We start from the raw sequence: 17059 nt of genomic DNA on the forward strand, positions 1-17059 counted from the left end.
AATTAGAATCGATAATTAGCATAATGTGAGGGCGGCGTAGAGTGTGATGTTGCCGATAACCGCTGATAGCGCCCCAAATTTAAGGTAATAATGTGTTCTCGGTGAGGGGCATTAGGCGCCAATGTGCCCATCGCGGCGGTACGTCCCAGTTGAACACCTTGGCGAGATTGCGTGCTTAACGTTGCGTTAGGGAGCAACTTTCTGGGTAATTTGAGACAAAGACGGGCATTGACTCTTGACCCTAGGTAAACATGCAACAGCGCCATTAAATCTTGATACAGTTGTCCGTCAGGCAACCAATTGCGGGCTTCATTAAAGTTATCTGTCTGTAAGGTAATCAAAATTTGGCTGTTTATATCGGTAGAATACTGACCTAAAACAGGCTTGTTGGTTAAGGTCATCGGTGTTCTGCAGGATAACCCTGTTTGAGTGGTTTGCTCAATGCGTCTTGGGTCATGAGGCTTGATGTTAACTTGGGTATCAGGCGCGAGTAATTTAACTAATGATATAACCCCTTCGGCGGTACGAGTTGGAAAACGTAGCGTACCCAGTAATGCGAGAAAGCGGGATAACGGAGCTTGTATATGTTGCGCCGTGCCAGGTATACCTAAGCCAATTAACCCATATAAATACTGGGAAGTTTCGTCTTCACCTCCCGCTAAAAATGTTGCAGGGTAAGAGTATTTTCGCCAAATACGATAAAACTGCGTCGTCAGTCGGTGGTTAAAAATATCTAAAAAATCGGTAAGAGACTCGGTTCCCTCACGTCGTTGTGCAATGTCATCAAGGTAGGTTGTCGGTAGCGGGGAAGTGACACCATATAACCCTAAAAATGTCGTTCGAATACTGGGTGTGTTGCTATCTCGGTAGCGGTCTTCAATGTCGATGCCTTTAATTTCGGTGACAGGAAAACCCATCCCACGATGGGGACGAAACCGGATAACATCTGTTTTCGGGTCTTGGGTGCTACCGAGTGGCGGGCGCTGTTTATTACTCTGTTCTAGCAGTTGGCAAAACCGATAGAAGTTAACCAGTGGTAGACGCTCCCCTAGTGCATCAAAAAGCGGATTTACTGAGGATGATTCTCTGTCCATGTGAGGCTATTTCCTTTTGGTACAATATGGAGAGTTAATTGGTTAAATAGATGCACGTCGGTATAAAGCGCGAAAAAGCGATTGAGCATTTCACCAAAGAGATGAATATCACCTTCACCGTTAAATCCGTTGCTATCAAGGGTGATATCGATGGCAATACCACGCTGTAAAAAGCCTTTTTCGAAGCGCTCAATAAGGTGCTGTTCAACGTGGATCATGGCATCGAGTTTGCGGCTGTTTAGATCATCATCTCGCCAGTCATAGAGTGCCAATGTGCCACGTAATACTTCTACGTTATCCATCATATTGAGGAAGCTAGCGCCAAGGTGACTGAGGACACGCCAATGGAACCGATCTTCTGCAGGGGGATAGCACGGCAGGGTTGGCTTACATAAATTACGAACCTGCAATTGGGTTTGTAGCGTTTCTTCGGTTCTGTCGAGCAATGTACTTTGCAGCGCTTTGCGTGGAAGTTGTCCGTTAGTGCCGGTTAATTGTAAAGATAAGGTTTCACTTTCAAGGGTAGCGGTCGGTTGTTCGCGTTCTCCCCCTAAAATCAGCCATGTATCATGTAACCCACTGACACCGCGCTTAACACGAGTGTGGTAGTAGTGTTCTGGCGCATTGCGGCGCAACATGCCGCCTCTGTGGCGGAAACTGCTGAATGGAACATAATGAATGTGTTCATCTCGTCTTGTGCCATGAACCGTATCGACAGCATAAATTTCGGTGTGCCCATCTTGTAGGCGACGGGGACGCAGTAAATATTCACTTTCTAACCCGTTAACGGTGAGTGGGTCAGCTTCAATATTGAATAAGTTGATCACCGGAACGCTGTGCAGTTTTAGGTTATCCGTACTTAATGGAATGTCGCTATCCCATAGCGTATCAAGCACAATTTCGAGTTCAAAATGACTCAATCCTTCAGGTAATTGAATTTCACCGAGCCCGTTTAAGTTGACGAAAAAAAATTTTTCACGGAAAGAAAAATACTCCAGTAATAGCTGGTAGCCGCTGAAAGTGCTATCACTTTTAGGCCACAGTTGGTCTTCTTCAGCAAAGCCCCCCGGGGAAAACCAAAGGGGTAAACGAATACGATCAGGGGACGATGGCAGGCGAATATAGGTGGCTGCAACTTGCTTAGTCAGCGCTAAATGGAGTGCATAGGTCGTTGGAACGTCACCAGAGAGATAAAAGGAGAGTGCATTAAGTGCGGTTTGTTTCCAGTCAGCGAGCTTCGCACAATCGAACTGCAAACGAATTACGGAACGGCCATCAGGCTCTGTGGTTAAATTAACGGTTGATAGCACAATGGGATTGAGCGTTAAGTCTCGCGTTGTGCGATAGCGGCAGACGGTCTTTTTGGGACCAATCGGGCGCGAAAGCACTTCAAAGTTAGCAGGGATCACCGATGAGAGTTTCATATCGTGAATATCTGGCGCGAGTTCAACGACAGAAAGCGATGGAATGGTTTGTAGATAATGAGGCCAAAGTAGGCTAACTAACCCTTCTGTTAACTCAGGTAAATCATCATCAATTTTTTGGCGCAATTGCCCCATGGAGAAGGCAAAACCTTCAAAAAGTCGTTCAACAAAAGGGTCAGGAATGCCCACTTTGTCTAAATCTAATAACGCCGCACGATCGGGGTGAGCTTGAGCGAATTCTTTAGCTGCTTCACGCAGATATCGCATCTCCGCATCATAATAGCGAAGGGTTAAATCATCCATTTGTGTGGTTCTCATTGATTAATTTAGGGGTAGAGTACTAAGGCTCGCACAGGATCTAATCGTGTTAGTTGAGCCAGTAACTCAGACATCTGATGATGCAGTTCAGCTTTGTCAGGCGTATTACGCTGCGTTTTCCCTCGCAACAGTTGCAATTGGCGGGCTTTAACTTCAAATAACGAGTGTGGTTCCCAATCAGCGAGACGCATCTGCTCAGCACTGTGGTCTAATTCACGAAGTAAATTCAGTGCCAAATCATAACGAGCAAATTGTTCGGCCACTCTTGCCATCACTAATTGCAGCAACCATTTTTGACGGGGTGTTTGGATATTCGGACGTGACATTAACCAGGCTAATGCGGCTTCAACGCCTTCAGTGTCAGCTTGAGTTAACGCTTCTTGTTCTAACGAAAATATTGAGTCGTTATCATCGTCACTTGTGCCACGAATAGGCATGTGATGGAGAGACTGAATATTCTCTTCTAGAATATGCTGTTTGATCCACGCTAATGTGACTTCATCAGCGAAAGGTGTGCCATCTTCCCAAGCGAGATTTTCTAAACCCGGCAAGCGAAGTAAGAACTGCTTTAAATCAGAAGCAATCACCTCTGCCCAGCCGTCCCACGGCGCAGGGGATTTACTCAATGCCTGATGCAAATACCACTGCACATCTAACCAAAAATGGTTAACTCCTTCTGCAAACAATCGATCAGCTTGCTCGGTGAGTTCGAGCCAATTTTGTTGCAGATATAAACGTTTTAGCTGCGCTTTGGCATCTGAGCGTGGTGGGGCTAATCGAGTACAACCTTGCTGATTTTGTGGTGGCGATTGGTGCAGGGTATCCCAACGGACAGATTTCATCAGCCGGTGACCCGACAGCCAGCCGTTCGGTTGATTACGCAGATAATTGGCGAGTACTTTGGCTTGATCAAGTAATTCTCGACCAGACTGAATAGGCGTGATAGCGCTGATACCCGATGATGTCTGTTTCGTTGAGATATTTTCTGTTGATTTAATATTTTGTGGAACAACACTATTCGCACCACCAGATTGTGCAAGTCGATTTTCTAATGCGCGTAGTAGTGGTGCAAGATTAGGACGGTTTGCTTCATCCCATGTACTAAATTCATCCACAATCGAACTAAGTAACGCCACGATACGTGCGAATTCGTTACTATCCACTTCAGGATAAAGGGATAAACTGTCGATAACCCGTTGACCCGCCAACCATTCAATGGCCGACTTTCGGCTATTTGGGCGATTTGGTAGCAAGTCATCATGGTAACGGTGGAGTAACCCTGCCAGTAATCCTAATCCATCGGCTAGGCCCGTTTCACCTTCTTGATGCAAGCGTGCCCAAACGTAGTAAGTGATCACGCGTGCGTCTTTACAGACATGAGTTAAGAGATTTTCGGCAAGTGTACAGATTAATTGTGTATCTGAGCCTGATAACTTGTTGACTTCTTCTTTCATGCGTTCGAAGTCATCGTCATAGCCAGGGTCTTCCCCAACCGGATTTTCAGCTGTGATTGGCAATAACCAGCGTTCCCATAACACGACTTGTTGTTCCACTAATTGATTAGCGACAAGCGGATTTCCGGTAAAACAGGCTGTGCGTAAGGCAGTTAATAAAGGCATAGGTGATGTCCTATCGAGGCTAATCCAAGAAGATTTTTTCAGGTAGCACAAAGTTACGTAGTTTTAATAGCGCCAGTGGGCCTTGGCCCATTTCAGTGCGCAGTTGGTAATTGAGTGTATTGCCATCTGGCGTTGAAAAAACTTAGGTAATCTTTTGACACATTTATTAGACCCTATGTGCTTTTAGTACTTAAGCGGCGGGGGCTAAAGTAAACAATTTTAGGTGAAATTTAAGCGATAACAACATAATCACTGTCACTTTGGAAAACACTAAAATGAATTAGGCTTATAACGCAGAGAGCCGACAATTCTGTCCCAAATATCGACCATTTCAGATTCGCTATAGCGAGTTTGTTTACGTTTGCTATTTAATGCTATTGTTGCTAATAGCTTGGATGTTGAGGCAACAGATTCATTAGCATAGAGTATGAAGTCATAAACCTGTCGCGTTTTCTGTTCATAATTTTGAGTGCCATCAAAAAGCCATGCTTCAAATGGAATACCATTTGCCATAGACGCATATTTTTTTAAGGTTTTCATGCTTGACGCTTTCAATGCGTCATTAATTGCATCACTTCGACCAAAAAGAGTGTCACTATTGTCAATCATCGTATTGTTAGTATTTATTCCAAAGAGTAAATCGTCGTTTTCATAACTAAATTCGACCTCTATTTTATGTTGACCTCTATCATCAGCAATAAAGCCATTAGGAATACACCAGCCTTTATCGACTGGAATTTCATGATCTAATCGCCCACTTAATCGCGAAATCAACGAGCGCATTGCTGCTAATTTAGTGGGTTTATCATTTAATTCGATTTCAGTAAAACCAGCTTCTAAATAAGACTTTCTTTCATCCGCGTATCTAGCGGCAGACAAATCTCTAATATTTATAGTAATAATAAAAGCAATATGATTGAGATACACATGAGCTTCTAACGTTCGATAAGAATCTTGCGATCCTGATTTATTTTTATCAAATATCACCCCTTGATTGTCGGGAAGCTGAATGACTTCTTTCAACGCAGGGGCATTTTTCTGACTGGTTTTTTGATTCCTAAGCGCTTCTTCACGCAATGCAATACGTTGTTTGAATGCGGGCGGGTAAATAAATTGACTTTCGATATCAAAGTCATCATACGTGGCTTTATGCGTACCATTATTAAAAGACTCAGGAACATCCACCACATAAATACCCGCACATTGCGGTTTTGTTTTTGAAAATAACGGTTCAACCATAACAGCGTCCTTTTTAACAATGGGATTTGCATACAACGTTGGCGTAAAAAGCACTAGGCCTAAAGAAAAGCAGATTGAGCGCAACGAGGTCTTCATTAACATGCGGGTACCTCTTGGACCATTTTAGCGATGGCTCGCAGGGTAAATTGCAGTGCAGGGCGTTGATGAATATCCTCGAGATTTTTGACTTCATAAGCGCCTTGATGGTCGACATCCGTTGCTAACACACTTTTAATGGACTGCCCATTTTGATGTTGGATTGTCTTAAAGGACTCCGCAGGAACCGTACCATCTCCCGCAGATTTTGAGGATTTTAATTCATAAAGACGGGAGCGGTTAAACGGCAAAGGCACTTCACGGTAGTTATTGGGAATTTTTTTATCGCCGTCATGCATATCTTTCGGGTACGTGATTGACGTGATATGCCATTTCACTGAGCCATCCGACGGCCTTGTGTGCCCATAAAATGCATAGGTATTGGGATGATAACCAGCGACATTTAACGATGAAATAAAAGATTTAACCTTATCTTTCATAAGGTCGAAATACTCTTTCCAGTTATTTTGGCTAACCCCCCCTGCTTTATCGATGATATCGGACTCATATAACCGCCACCATAAGGTTTTATTCAGGTAAATCTCACCAAACGGATCGCCTTTTTGGGGTAAGACTAAATCACTGCCATCAGCATTCCCTTTTTCAACACTAAACCACGCCATCCCATGGGCATTACTGGTATAGTTTGGCGCAGGCAATAACTGTAAAGGCGCAGGGGCACGGGCTAATACCGGCATCAATTCTTCGGCGGATTTCCCCATGACAATACCCGCCAATCCTTCTTGTTTTCCACCCACTTTCATTCGTCGATAGGCGGCGGGTGACCCCAAATCCGGAATGACGCCATGAACAACGCCTAACACCTTATCCTGACACCCTTTAAATTCGGCATCGTCTGGCGGATTCATGGCATAACGAGCCACTAATCCTCCCATGGAATGCGTAACTAAAATCACTTTTTCAATCGCGAGACCATGTCCGTGTCCATCTTGACTTTGGTAATATCGGAGGGTTTTATCAATATACTCAACCAATTTAGCGGCAGAAATGGCATTATCTTCCAACCAGTTATACCCAAATACATGCAAAGGATAGAGAAAGCTCAAAAAATGACTGGCTTCTTTTTCGGTTAAGCAATCTTCATTTTTATCTTCAGTGCCTAACACGGTATTGCATAACTGGCGGACAATACCATTCTCTTTCGGGTTATCGCTGATACCCGCTTTACCATCAGCACGCCGTCTGGCGGCTTTTTGCCAATCATCTAACAACGCGCCTTGAAGCACGCTCAATGTATTCCCATAGCTAAAATTGAGAATTTCGCCCCAACCCCGCTCTTTTCTCGGTTGAAGTAATGTTCCACAATCCCCCAGACCATCATCCGTAATTAACGAATACACCTTCGAATTAATGACACCACCATTATCAACAATTGTTTCGTCGGGATTTAATAATGCTCTACGTTGTTTTCCATTTAATCTAGCCCAGTCAAGATAAACTTGTATATCGTTATCTCCACGCCAAATCATTTCATCTTTTTCAAATTTACCACCGGATGACTTTAAATTACTGCCCATCACCCCGGGTAAAAAAATGACTGGAATAATTTTGGTTGGAGGAACCACGCATTTGGCTTCCGCATTAAGGGATTCGTGTTGAAGTTCAACCCCTTTCCAATGACATTTTCCTTTTTCATCCCATTGAGGGTGATAATATGAAACGTGTTGGCATTCGCCGATTTCAGGAGTCTTTTTCTCTGACATGACGTATGTTCCTTTGATGTTTTGTTTTGCGATGTCCGATTCTTTGGTACTGATAAGATCTATTGTGTCAAACGGATGAGTTTAATGTTCAATACTGCCCACTAGATATCATCAAAATGATTTTAAGATCCTACAAATATCTATCCTGAAGTTTTATATCAGTTTTTGAGCGGTCATCGTTCATTTTTTGCACCATAATAAATAAAATGTTTCAACCAAGACGCATTTTTATTTAGTGAGCAACGTTAGAGAGCGTTTTTAATATACGAAAAACATCAAATCGAAAATAACTATCAACGATGATCTAATTATCCAAGAAGATTTTTTCAGGTAGCACAAAGTTACGTAGTTTTAATAGCGCCAGTGGGCCTTGGCCCATTTCAGTACGCAGTTGGTAATTGAGTGTATTGCCAGCTGGCGTGGTCCATGACACGGTATAGCTACTGGTGCTTCCTGCATAAGGCGCGACATTGGCTATCTCGAGTAAACGGATTAACCCCCAGACACCAGGATGATCGCCATAGAGTCGGGTACCGGTGGAGGTCGTCATCCAAGACAATGAGGCGCCTGACGCGATGGTATCGGCAGGCCATACAAACCGTTGCCATTGCGGGAACTGGTTATCGTAGGTAAGATTTTGCTTATCGATCACCAGTACGGTCTGCATCACCTGTTTACTGGTTCCCGGACGCATCTCGAAGTACAGGCGAGCCTCTCCATCGGCGAAGGCCACATCGCCTAGCTCACTCAAGGTATTCATAGCCTGAATAAACTCAGGGTTAAAGCGTAAACCTTGAGCATTCGTGCTATTGGGTACCCAATGGTTACCTTCTTTGCGTAAGACACCTTGCAAACGTGTTTCTAAGAAACGCTGAATACGTCCACTATCAGGGCGAAGATATTGTGCCATCAGAGGCAAAGAAATATCGCTTTGCGTATCTTTCAAGGGATAGCGACCGCCAAAGGCGTTGTTCCATTCATTGACAATCGCATTTTGCCATTCGCTATTAATGCCTTGGGCAGTTGGTGTGAGCAATTGCTGCCACGCTTGGGTCATCGGCTCCACTAACAGTGCATCCCCAAAGCTTTGCCACTCTTGCCCAAAACTGGCGGCAATCAAGCTCCCCATATCCCGCGTTTCGGCAAAATCGACACTTTTACCTTCTAGAATACTTTGTGCGAAGGCTTGGGACATGGCTTGTGGGTCGGGGGCATTTACCACTTGTTGAAGTTTTAATCGCACACGAGTAATACGGGTTAAATACGCTTGTAAACTCAGGTTATCACCGGTTTGTGAGGTGGCTTGAGGATCAACAAAGTTTAGGATAGGACCAAACGTCTCTTCCAATGGCCCCGTAAAATCGGCTTTTTGGTTAATCACCGGTTTTTGTTCTTTGTTGAGCAGGTCTTTCGCGGAATTCATAAAAGAATCGGCGAGCTTTTCTTGCTGGCGTCCGGTTTTCCCTTGGTAAGCCACGGTATTCATCAACGCAATGACGGGTGACTGGCGCACATCGCTCATCAAGGATAACTGGTCAATAGTATCAGACAAACTTTCAGTCTGGCGCCATTGCAGGCTATTGAGGAAGTTTAACCAGCTATTAGAAAAGTCAGCAAAATAGCGTTCAGTGAGCTGCTGCTTAAGCACATCAGGCGAAATATCTTGGCTAAGTTCATGCTGGTTGTCGCTCAATACCCAGTCAATTTCATTGCGTCGCGATTCGACCGTTTTTTTGATTGCTGGCTCAATGGACTCTTCCCATGCTTTGCGAGTAAAAATTCCCGGTACAAACTCATCGGTGGTCAATAAAAAGCTAACATCGGTATCGTTTGTCATGTCATTGAGAGTCATATCCGGAAATTGATTCTGTGCTTGCAAAAGCACTTTTTGGTATAACGAGGCACTTTCGCTTCGTTGGCCGATCTGTTGAATGAGTAAGGTGCGGCTTTGATTAATCAGGTTATTGTTGGCAGTTAATTGCCATTCTGGGTGCTTCGGTAGCTGCTGGGCATAGAACATAAGTAATTCTTTGCCGAGGGTTTGCCATTCACCTTCGTTCATTCCTTGTGGGACGGGGAGGGTCGTGAGCACGCTATCAGTAAAAAACGCCGGATCCATGCGTTCAGGCGTACTCATCATGAGATAAGTTTTTAAATCTTGATATGCACGTTGTGTCGCTTGGCGACGCTCATCACTATTTGGCGATAATTGTGTATAGGCTTGCAATCGTTGCTCAAGTTGTTGACGGATATTATCTCGCAGAGGAGGGAGTACCGTCTGCTGATACAACGGCCATAAATGCGCTAATAGCGGCTCATTGCTATTCAAGCCAAAATGCAGCCAAAAAGGCACTGAGTTCTGTTCCCGATGAGTTAACAGCCCAAGAGTTTGCTGAAAATCATACTGAGCTTTGAGGCGTTCAGTTTCCGGTAATTGGCTGTTAGCGGCGACGCTCGCACTTTGGTAGCTCTCTTCGATAAGCTGGCGATTGGCGAAATAAGAGACAATCATGCCTGCGCCCCACAAGGTCATGGCGGTGGCCGCGCCGTATTGAACGAGACGTTTTTTGTCAAAGCCTAAAGAGGCAGGCTGTAAACCGGATGCCAGTTCAGATTGCACATTCAACCAGCTTGTCCAGCGAGTATCAGGGTGCCAACTATTGGGTAAACGTTGCTGATTTAACGGATTGATAGAAGGGCTAAATGCGATGCCGGAAAAAGGCAGCGTACGTAATTGGGTATTGAGTGGCGCTAATGCGGTCGCAAGCTGCTGGCTGCCCCCGTTTTGTAGAAATTGGGCTAAGGCGAGTAGATAGGTGTGTTTCTGTTCGCGAAGTAATGCTTGGGTTCCGTTGATCACAAGTGCAGGGATCAGGCTTAACAAGCTAGGCGATAGTGCCTCAGCTGGCATATTTTGCTCTGTCATGCAGAGGATAGAGGGCGTTTCAACAGCACTGAGGGATTGTTGGTCACTGACACTCCATACCCAAACTGGCGCACGCCAACCTAATGCTTGGAAGAGGTTTTGGATTGCACGCCCTGCGTTATGGGCTGTTGCGGTATTGAGGTTAGTGAAAGTGACGCTGTTGTCTAAAAGCTGGGAAGAAATGCTGTTTTCTGTCACCCAAATCACGCCATCGAGCGGACGACGTCGGCGTAGGTGTTTGAGGGTTTCTAGTCGTTCTGAGTCTATGGAACTGCCGATATCGCCACCGTAGATAAGCAAGGTGCCATCACACTCTTGCCAGATTTCTTGGGTCAGGCTAGGAGCGAGTTTTTCGACGGCGGAGTGGGAGCCAAGGAGGAGCTGTATGGAGACTTTGGAATGCCAGAAATTGCCGTATTGGGATTTTAGGGTTTGTTTTATAGGTAAAGATAGTAACTCTGTTTGATATTTTCCGGATAGGTTTTCTCCGAGTTGTCCCTCATTTAAGTCATAAGTATCTTTTTTTATCCTAAACTTGATGATTTTATTTCTAATTTTTTTAATTAATTTAACTAGCCCAATAAATAACATGGATAATGAAATAATATATAAGGACGCATTGGCCTTGTGGCTTGGTTCTATAGCGTAACTTCCGCTCCAAAACCAAGTGAATAATAAAGACACAAGTGCAAGGATAATGGTTATGTAAAATAACATTTTAAAGGTCTCTATATTTTAAATTGCTAATTAATGATTTTTATTGGAAATGATTCTGGCTTTATGCATATTTTCTGTATTTAGAATTAATTGTGGCAAGTCGCTTTTTTGAGTTTGCTCTAATGCTAGGCTGATTAACAGTAATTCTGATAACTCACTGGTTTCACCGAATACGGCATTAGCATTAATCAGTTTTGGTTGAGGTGATATACCTAGAGTGCTTAATTTTTCTAATATTTGGCTAAGTTCAAACTCATCTATATTGCTATGCCAAATGTTCTCTATTGCATAAGGTATATTTCCACCGAAAGATAAAACGTTCTCTATACAGTAATCTAGGATATTTTCGGGAGATTGGTGAATGTTAGCGCCATGATTTTCTGAGTTAGATAACAACTCAAGTAAGACAACAGCTTCTGAGTAGTAGCTTGTTTCTGTATTAATTTGCATTCCTAATAAAAATATAGGGGGATGAGCTAGGAGGTTGGCTTGTTCATTCATAAAGGTACTTAATTTATTTGGAGGTAAAAATTGAATTTGATTTGAGATGTTTTTACTTGAGATTTTATTTATTTTTTCAATTAAATATTCTTTTGATAATTCGTTGATATTATCTAAAATCACAAATCTAGTTTGTTTATTTGACGCTATCTTTGATATTGACTCGGTATTACTTAATAAAAAATGGTCAAGAATTCCAGTGAATCTTTCTGTGCTATTTTTTGACGTTAATATGGGGATGTTAGCGTTTTTTATTATGGATTTGTCTTCTTTTTCTGTTTGTTTTAAAAGATTTTTATCAGTTAACGCAAAAAGACTATTTCCCTGATTTCCTAGAGCTGTCATTGTGAAAATCAAATTACTATTAATTGTTCTTCTTTTTAGTTTTGTTTTTTCTTTTATAAGTCTATCACGTTCTAAGTTCCATTGATTAATATAATTAATCCTTTGAATGTATGTTAAATAAATCGATAAAAAAGTAATGGAAGAGGTAATAAAAGAGATAAAAAAAATATAAACTAATCTATGGTTGCTTTCAAAAGTAGAAAAACAGAATAAAGTAATGCATACAATTAATCCGATAGATAAAGAAATAATGATAGTATGAAATAAATTGAACTTATTTGGAATTGACATTAATGGAGGAAGGGTTGCATCTGGCTGTATCATGTTTTATCCAATTGAAATATTTGGTAAAGAAGTAATCAATAAACATCCGCATGAAAGTCTATGTCCATGAAAAGCAATTGCTTGCCCTTGGTCATTGATTTTGTCACTTCCTTCGGCGATCTGATTAGTGCCGTGTTTGGGACATGAAGCTGTATCTCCAACTCGCGCCACACCCTTGCCGTGCATTTGTATTCTACTTGAAGCGGATAAAACGCGACCATCAGATGACGTTCTATCACCGAGTCGAATGATTCCTTTCATAAATATTTTCTCTTGGTTACATGTAGATGTTAATTAGGATTGCCTTACCGTTTCCATCGATTTTTTGCGACCGCAGTACTTTCTGCGTAGCGCCAAAAAAGCAGGTGTCGCCACTGCCATCTCATATCAACACTGTGGCAATCAAACTGATATGGGTCATTATCTTCAATCTGACAATCGGCTTCGACCTCTGGTGTCCACTGAGGAATTTTACTGGTTTGAAATGAAAGCCAGCGGGCAGGGGCTTGCAATATATGCAGAGGAAAGAGCAGAATCGACCCAATACGGCCTACTCGCATATTGAGCATGCGAAAACCAAGCCCTAACGACTCTTTTTGCTCGTTGATGGGTAAAAACCAATGAGAAATCTCAGCGACCTCTTTCACTCCTTTCTTATCTTCCATATAACGGCGAACAAACTCCCAAAAGCGCAGCACTTCCTCTTTATAGAGTGAGCACATACTGACGGTAAATGTATCAACCACCCGTAACTTTTCATCATCGAGGATGTGACCACACAGGTACCACATTTTAGGGCTGAGACCATTGGGTTTTTCTTGTCGCAGGGTAAAATAGATATCTTGCCACGGGATAGTTTGCACCGCGCCATTAGTGCGAAAAAGGTGAACAAGCTGTTTTTTACGATTAAAACGGATAGGGTAGTGTGTATAAATAAACCATTCAATTTTGAGTACATAAAGCGCAATTAATATGAATGGAACAGAAATTGAAATCTTAAACCAATCTAAATTCAGAGGAAAAAAAATAGCATTAACGGTGAAATAAGTCGCTAAGGCAAGATAAATCAAAACAACAAAAGAAACAAATCCCCTATCTTTATAGTGAACATCAGTCACTTCTAAAAAAGTGGAGTTTAATTTGATGAGCGATAAGTCATTTGTTAAATCCTGTTGTGTAATGTGTTCAATATGCTGACCTTGACGTAAATGGTTTGCCAAGTCATCACTGTCTAAAAAACGATTAATCGGAAAGCGAACTAATATTTCTTTAATTTTTTTCATGATAGGTTTAATGTCCTGAATTATTGTTCCCATAGTTTGGCAAAAGCTTCATCTTCATCTTTAGCTAATGAAAATAATCCTTCATTATTTTTTCCGAAATACATGCATTTGTTAATCCATAACATTAAATCATTTGGTTTGTAATTCTCGATAGCAAATGCAACGATGATAAATATAATCGATATGATAACGCCTACAATGGGAATTCGACCTAAAATACAAATGATTAGTAAAAGGCCTAGAAAACTAGAAAAATAATATAAATTTGACAACAAAATATTACCTTTTTCTTCTTCTTTTTCATAATCTAAATAATCTAAATAAGCAAGTATCGCAATACCTACTACAGATACACCTTGAGCTACTCTCGAAAGTATTCTAAACCAGCGAACTTCTGTTAATGCCCCTTTGGCCCACGCTGAATTGAGCGTCGCAAATGAAAACTCTAATATTGCGCCAGTTACTCCAATCCAACTGGCGATTAGCCGTTGCCCAGCTCGCGTTTTAACGCCACCATACCAAGCACTTTCTTGTTCTATCATGCAGGCAATTCCTGCAAGTTGAAAAAGAATCGATGCAATATTTCCCGTGCTTGCGGTAACGGAGAGCTTTTGTTTTAGGTAAAGGTTATGAGCTTGTTCAGAGGTTGATATGTCGCTAGTAATACGTTGGGCTATTTTTACGATTTCTTGAGGTGTTTTTCCTTTAAATTCGGGGTGCATATTTTCGGTTAATAATACATTGCTACGTAGAATACCATCCCCTGTTAAATCTCCCCCTTGGGCACTCTTTATTCCCATTTCTTTGAGCACCGTATCTGCAATGCCTTTTTGATTGATTTGATTTTCAATGGCATTACGAAAAATGTTTTTAGCCTCGAGTTTTTCCACAGGACTCATTTTCTGAGCATTAAAAGTTTCTCGAACGATAGCTTCTGTCAGCATTTTGGATACTGTTTTTCGTGCACCTTTCTCTGACATGCTTATTAATGGGCTATTCTCATTAATAGCAAGTAGTACAGGAAGTCTTGATGTCTTATAAAGAGATGCACTTTTTAACACTCGGATAATGGGACCCGCTAATACATAATTCAATGTGTTAATTTTATCATTAAAGTGAGTCTTTTGGGTGAGATCTTGTAAAAATTGGCTGTGGAAGGATAATAAATTTCCCCATGGCAATGAATGTAATTGTAAATTATCGGTAGATTGAGGGATATGTTCTTTATAAAATTGAGCTGCATCATTTTGATTAAAGATATAGGCTCGCATAAAAATATTTTTTTTGTCAAGAAAATCACCGTTTAATTGTGTTTCAATATAATCTGCACATTCAGCACTGACCTGACTGCCAATTAAACAAGAACTCAAGGTATTTGTATAATTTTCTCCACTTGTTTTATTATTCGCATCAAAATTATAAATAAAATAATTTATAAAAAGAGAGTGTTTTAGCATCGCAAGGTACATATCGAACAAAGGGATTTCGTAATTAGATTTGTACTCATTTTTTTGTGTATTGTAATCATTTTTGAATTCATCAATATTATTTTCATTCGCATGTGCCAAATAGCGTTCCCATTCATTATCAGCCCATGATTCGTAATTTTCATTTGTATAATCTCGAATTTTTTTTGCATTTTTTTCCGCAATACTTGGCCATATAAAGGTTTCACCATCACCAAAATAGGCTTTATTTTCGAGTTCTTCCGCGGCTAAAAATTGCTGAAGCTTGTTATTTTCCTTAACATTATATTCAGCTAAAGAGATATTTGAAAAAGCAGTAAGTTTTCTATCAAAATCACTTAATTTGGAATTTTTTCTACAAACAGTAAGAAAGTTATCGTGTGACTGTAGAATTAATTGTGATAGATCTTCCGAAATGGCAATGGGATCTTGAAGATGAATAATTGCTGCACGAGATGGATCGGGGTTTAATGGGATAGAGGCCAAGTTAGTGGCGGTATTTAATAAAAAATCACCATCTGATTTTGTTTTTGTTAACCAAGGAGAGGAATAAAAATCAAAAGAAGATGCTGGGATTTTTGCGTCACAATATTCAGCAACAGTTTGACGAAGTTGAGTCAATGGAACAGTTTGATCTGCTTTTTTATCTAATAGCCATAATTTTAGGTCAAAACATTGCATGTGTTTTTCACGAAATTCTATTTGGTGGTGCATTTCACGAATAGCATCAGTCCATGCGTATTGTGACCAACTAAGCCAAAAACGACCATTATCATTCGGATTTATGGCTAAAGGTAAGGATATAAAGGAAGCTCGAGCGACTTCATCTAACTTAGTTGCACAGGGTTTTTGACCTAATTTAGGAATGATTGAGGGGGCATCGTCCGTCACTTTCCAATAATAGGCATCGTCAGTGACAATATAATCAGTCCATGTTTGTCTTTTTTCATCGTAAATATGTAAATAACCTTCTCGAAGAAGACGAGATGTATATTTTATTTTACCGCGTTCACTAACACTGGTGGTAAATTCAGGCGGTAATGCTGGAGCTCCTGAGTTATCAAGGGTGATTGCAGAACGGACTGGGAGGATTGCTACGCCTCTTCTTTCGCAAAAATTACAAGACATAATATTCCTTAATTATAATGTGTTTTCACAATACGCGAGGATGTTATTCCAATCGTCGATGCTCAATAATGAAAGGCTTTCATGAAAGTAACCAGGATATTGACTCGTTTCTTTTAAAAGATTAATTATCTGAGGTGATTGGTAATAAAAATCATGAACGAGTATGCATTGTGTAATAAAAGACATGATGTCATTAGCATCTGTTAGGTAAAACTCATGATGGGCAATAGTAATTTTATCATCAAGTCGTTGGCTAACTTTTAAACATGTAGCTATGTCCATGTCATTATTTAATTTTTTAATGGCCTTATTTATTATTCCGATATTTGAAAGGAGGGCTAACGTATTATTCTTATTATCATTAAATGTTGTTTCTACAAGTTCAGGAAGATAAGTTATATGACCGAACCGACTATGGAATGTAAAAAAATCGATACCGAGAGATTTTATTTTATTAAAGAAATGATTGTGCGGAATTATTCTTATTAATTGCAACATAACATTATGGTCATAATAGCGCAATAAATAATTTCCACCTGTTTTGGGTGCATAGATTAAAGCATTAGCAAGGAGATAGATGAGCGTATTATGGTCGTAATGACTTTTGATTAAAATTATTCCTCCATTTTTTTTTGAATCAATTATCATTTTTTGGAGTATTGGTATTTGTTCAGAATCTAGATGGCGTAAATCAACAAGAAAAGGATATAAATGGGCCTGAGGCGCTATCATTTCTGTAATAATCGGGCTTGCATTCCATGTTATGGGTAGGTTGGGATAAATGACTCTGTCAATAATCACGTGGGAATGAAAGTGGATTGGATACGCATCCTGAAAGTGTTTTGTAACGTCCAT

The 17059-nt window shown here is 41.0% G+C and carries 11 protein-coding genes; all 11 read right to left on the reverse strand.

Going from position 1 to position 17059, the window contains the following annotated elements:
* Positions 1–2: 2 nt before the first annotated feature.
* Positions 3–1094 (reverse strand): type VI secretion system baseplate subunit TssG, encoded by a 1092-nt coding sequence (tssG, locus tag ACU696_RS09760; protein WP_198634765.1) that lies wholly within the window; start codon positions 1092–1094, stop codon positions 3–5.
* Positions 1070–2821: a type VI secretion system baseplate subunit TssF gene (gene tssF / locus ACU696_RS09765; protein WP_110732018.1), complete on the reverse strand. Its 1752-nt coding sequence runs from the start codon at positions 2819–2821 to the stop codon at positions 1070–1072. Before tssF ends, tssG begins: the two co-directional genes overlap by 25 nt.
* 23 nt (positions 2822–2844) lie before the next feature.
* Complete coding sequence (gene tssA, locus ACU696_RS09770; protein ID WP_198634766.1) at positions 2845–4455, reverse strand: type VI secretion system protein TssA; 1611 nt, start codon at positions 4453–4455, stop codon at positions 2845–2847.
* 270 nt (positions 4456–4725) lie between these two features.
* A complete protein-coding gene (locus ACU696_RS09775) occupies positions 4726–5796 on the reverse strand; it encodes a T6SS immunity protein Tli4 family protein (protein ID WP_447343067.1) in 1071 nt (356 codons plus the stop codon).
* Positions 5790–7514, reverse strand: a complete 1725-nt coding sequence (locus tag ACU696_RS09780; protein WP_181937045.1) for a lipase family alpha/beta hydrolase — start codon at positions 7512–7514, stop codon at positions 5790–5792. Before ACU696_RS09780 ends, ACU696_RS09775 begins: the two co-directional genes overlap by 7 nt.
* 304 nt (positions 7515–7818) lie before the next feature.
* The gene (locus ACU696_RS09785) at positions 7819–11157 is read right to left on the reverse strand and encodes an ImcF-related family protein (protein ID WP_209102044.1); all 3339 of its coding nucleotides are present in this window, start codon (positions 11155–11157) and stop codon (positions 7819–7821) included.
* Positions 11158–11187: 30 nt separating this feature from the next.
* A complete protein-coding gene (locus tag ACU696_RS09790; RefSeq protein WP_196723689.1) occupies positions 11188–12327 on the reverse strand; it encodes a hypothetical protein in 1140 nt (379 codons plus the stop codon).
* Between the two features lie 3 nt (positions 12328–12330).
* On the reverse strand, positions 12331–12588 hold the full coding sequence (locus ACU696_RS09795) for a PAAR domain-containing protein (RefSeq protein WP_164528641.1): 258 nt from the start codon (positions 12586–12588) through the stop codon (positions 12331–12333).
* 44 nt (positions 12589–12632) lie between these two features.
* Entirely contained in the window at positions 12633–13610 is a 978-nt protein-coding gene (locus ACU696_RS09800) for a DUF6708 domain-containing protein (protein WP_209102046.1), read from the reverse strand.
* A gap of 20 nt (positions 13611–13630) precedes the next feature.
* Entirely contained in the window at positions 13631–16204 is a 2574-nt protein-coding gene (locus ACU696_RS09805; protein ID WP_209102048.1) for a T6SS effector BTH_I2691 family protein, read from the reverse strand.
* Positions 16205–16216: 12 nt separating this feature from the next.
* Positions 16217–17059, reverse strand: a complete 843-nt coding sequence (locus ACU696_RS09810) for a hypothetical protein (protein WP_209102050.1) — start codon at positions 17057–17059, stop codon at positions 16217–16219.

The organism is Providencia sp. PROV_01 (assembly GCF_053098325.1).

Excerpts from the sequence above, each read along its gene's own strand:
- tssG (WP_198634765.1), bottom strand. The coding sequence starts at position 1,094 with ATGGACAGAGAATCATCCTCAGTAAATCCGCTTTTTGATGCACTAGGG.
- tssF (WP_110732018.1), bottom strand. The coding sequence starts at position 2,821 with ATGGATGATTTAACCCTTCGCTATTATGATGCGGAGATGCGATATCTG.
- tssA (WP_198634766.1), bottom strand. The coding sequence starts at position 4,455 with ATGCCTTTATTAACTGCCTTACGCACAGCCTGTTTTACCGGAAATCCG.
- ACU696_RS09775 (WP_447343067.1), bottom strand. The coding sequence starts at position 5,796 with ATGTTAATGAAGACCTCGTTGCGCTCAATCTGCTTTTCTTTAGGCCTA.
- ACU696_RS09780 (WP_181937045.1), bottom strand. The coding sequence starts at position 7,514 with ATGTCAGAGAAAAAGACTCCTGAAATCGGCGAATGCCAACACGTTTCA.
- ACU696_RS09785 (WP_209102044.1), bottom strand. The coding sequence starts at position 11,157 with ATGTTATTTTACATAACCATTATCCTTGCACTTGTGTCTTTATTATTC.
- ACU696_RS09790 (WP_196723689.1), bottom strand. The coding sequence starts at position 12,327 with ATGATACAGCCAGATGCAACCCTTCCTCCATTAATGTCAATTCCAAAT.
- ACU696_RS09795 (WP_164528641.1), bottom strand. The coding sequence starts at position 12,588 with ATGAAAGGAATCATTCGACTCGGTGATAGAACGTCATCTGATGGTCGC.
- ACU696_RS09800 (WP_209102046.1), bottom strand. The coding sequence starts at position 13,610 with ATGAAAAAAATTAAAGAAATATTAGTTCGCTTTCCGATTAATCGTTTT.
- ACU696_RS09805 (WP_209102048.1), bottom strand. The coding sequence starts at position 16,204 with ATGTCTTGTAATTTTTGCGAAAGAAGAGGCGTAGCAATCCTCCCAGTC.
- ACU696_RS09810 (WP_209102050.1), bottom strand. The coding sequence starts at position 17,059 with ATGGACGTTACAAAACACTTTCAGGATGCGTATCCAATCCACTTTCAT.